Origin of the sequence: Mycobacterium sp., assembly GCF_049802695.1 — a bacterium.
Lineage (GTDB): Bacteria > Actinomycetota > Actinomycetes > Mycobacteriales > Mycobacteriaceae > Mycobacterium.
Window position 1 is genome coordinate 1 of record NZ_JBARMY010000356.1, and the last position, 2,713, is coordinate 2,713.

The 2,713-nt window shown below is 60.9% G+C and carries 2 protein-coding genes; one reads left to right on the top strand and one right to left on the bottom strand.

Going from position 1 to position 2,713, the window contains the following annotated elements:
• Positions 1 to 815 (bottom strand): AurF N-oxygenase family protein (locus WA317_RS14770; RefSeq protein ID WP_425173741.1); only part of this gene is annotated, 815 nt, incomplete at its 3' end.
• Positions 816 to 1,185: 370 nt separating this feature from the next.
• Here WA317_RS14770 and WA317_RS14775 point away from each other — a divergent pair.
• Positions 1,186 to 2,670, top strand: coding sequence for a flavin-containing monooxygenase (locus WA317_RS14775; RefSeq protein ID WP_425173740.1), 1,485 nt, complete (start codon positions 1,186 to 1,188; stop codon positions 2,668 to 2,670).
• Positions 2,671 to 2,713 lie beyond the last annotated feature (43 nt).

Here is a 2,713-nt window from a genome sequence, read left to right on the forward strand (position 1 = left end):
CGCGAGTCGGGTGCGTCGAAGAACAACTCCTTGCGCACCGACCGCGGAATCTCGAACTCCTTGAAGAACCTGCGCCTCGGCACGACGATTGCCTGGCACAGCAACCGCATGATGATCGGCACGTACAGCGACAGCACGAACCGGCTGCGCCGCAGCAGACGCGGGACACGCTTGTGCAGATATTCGTAGGCAAATGCGATGTGGCGGGCCTCCTCGGCGACGTGGATCGCCATCACACTCTGCATGATGGGGTGCCCCGACTCGTCCTCGCGCAACACGTTCTTGTGTATGTGGTCGATCGGCATCTCACCCGCCAGGACTCCGAAGAAGAACGTGCTCGGCAACGGCCCGGCCCACACCGGGAACTGCACCGACAGCCAGCGCAGCCAACGCGGCATGCCCGGAACATCCATCCCAATGCGGTTCACCACTTCCTGAAACATCATGGTGTGGTTGCACTCTTCGACCGCTTCGTGCAGGCAGTAGCGGTATTCGGGCGATCCGTTGGGTAACCAGAACGCGTATTGCATGAGGCCGCGAATCAGAAGGTTCTCTAAGTGAATAGAAACCTTCGCGGCGTTGGCCTGACGCCACATCCCGATCGCGATCTGCTTCTCCAGTGGTTGCGCCTGGTACCACGGATGACGTCCGAGCGGATCGGTCACCGACAATACCCACCGTGGGTCGTTCGGCGTCACGGAGAACTCCGGCGCTTTCCAGTCGATGTCGGTGTACGGATTGAAGTGGCGGCGCACGGAACCCTCCGAGAGGGTTGAGAGCGTCTCAACGTACTGAACGTCATCGCTGACGTTCATGCTGCGTTTCCACCGCTTCACCACGCGCAGCACAGCCAGCAACACCAGGCCGGTCGCCAGCAGCAGGGCGCCCAGCACGCAGCAGACGGCGACCAACAAAGTCGGCACCCGAACCCTCCCCGCCTCGTGGTCTGCGTCGATGCGCCCGATGTACACAGACGGTACGGCACCTTACCGGGGTGAAGGCGAAACAGATAGCACCGACGGCTGATCGAACGGTCTTGTTACTATTTGGACATCGAAGCGGCTGACAGCGCCCGCGGTCGGCGCCTGCGCATGGCATTGTACAGCGAATATCCCTCTGACCTGGGGCTTGATCGGCGGAGAGAGCCGTCGTTGATGATCAACCGTGAGGTACCGTCTATTGCTTATGGGCGTGCAGCACTACGACGTGGTCATCGTCGGGGCAGGTTTTGGCGGCATCGGTGCCGCGATCCAACTCAACCGGCTGGGCTACGACAACATCGTGATTGTCGAACGCGAGAGCGACCTGGGCGGAACATGGCACGTCAACCGCTATCCCGGTCTGACCGTCGATATACCCTCGACGACGTACTCCTATTGGTTCGAGCCCAACCCATACTGGTCACGGCTGTTTGCGCCGGGCGCTGAACTGAAGCGCTACGCCGAGCATGTCGCCGACAAGTACGACGTGCGCCGCTACATGAGGTTCAACACGACCGTCGAAGGCGCCCGGTGGGACGAAGACGCGCAAGCCTGGCGGATCGCGCTCGCCGGCGGGGAAACCTTGAGCGCACAGTTTCTGATCGCCGCGACCGGCTTCCTGTGTCAACCGCGAACTCCGGACATCCCAGGTGTCGAAACGTTCAGCGGGCGCATCCTCCACACCGCCGACTGGGACGACAGCTACTCGTGCGACGGACGTCGCATCGCAGTCATCGGAACGGGGTCCACCGGCGTGCAGGTCATTCCTGAGCTGGCCAAAGAGGTCGCGGAACTGACCGTCTATCAGCGCACACCGATCTGGGTCATGCCCAAGCTCGATGTCGGGTTCCCGCCCGTGGTGCAACGACTCTTCGCCAGGGTGCCGATTCTCCAGCGCCTCGTGCGATGGTTCACGGATAACGCCACGGAGTTCATGATGGTGATCGCGATGTGGAAGTTCGTGTATTTCAAGCGAGTTAATAAGGCCGCCGCGGATCTTTCCAAACTTCATCGGTTGCTGTCGGTGCGCAACAGGGAGCTGGGGCGCAAACTGAATCCTGATTACGACTTCGGTTGCAAGCGGCCGACAATGTCGAACTCCTATTACCGGGCGTTCACCAAACCGCACGTGCACCTGGAGACCAACGGTATCGAGCGGATTGAGCCTGACGGCATCGTCGCCTGCGACGGCACCAAACGGTTCATCGACACGTTGGTCCTGGCGACCGGGTACGACGTGTGGGACGCCAACTTGCCGGCGATTGAAGTTATTGGCCGGGAGGGCCGGGACCTCGGCAAGTGGTGGCGAGAAACCAGGTTCCAGGCGTATCAAGGCGTCACGGTGCCTTACTTTCCGAACTTCCTGACGTTGGCCAGCCCGTACGCGTGGCTTGGTCTGTCCTGGTTCAACACGGTCGAGTATCAGATGCGGCACATGGATCGGCTGTTCGGCGAACTACAACGGCGTGATGCTCGTACATTCGAGGTAACTGAATCGGCTAACGCGCGCTTTCTCGACCGAATGACCGATCTGCTCGGCAAATCGGTCTTCTATGCCGGCAACTGCCTCACCTCGCGGTCCTATTGGTTCAACCACAGCGGGGAAGCACCGCTTTTCCGGCCGACGTCAGTGCGAAACGCCGTCAAGGAACAGGACCGCTTCCCATTGTCGGATTACCAGATAGCGTGACCACTTCGCGGTTGCACGGCGCGCGGGCTGTGCACTGGCCGTT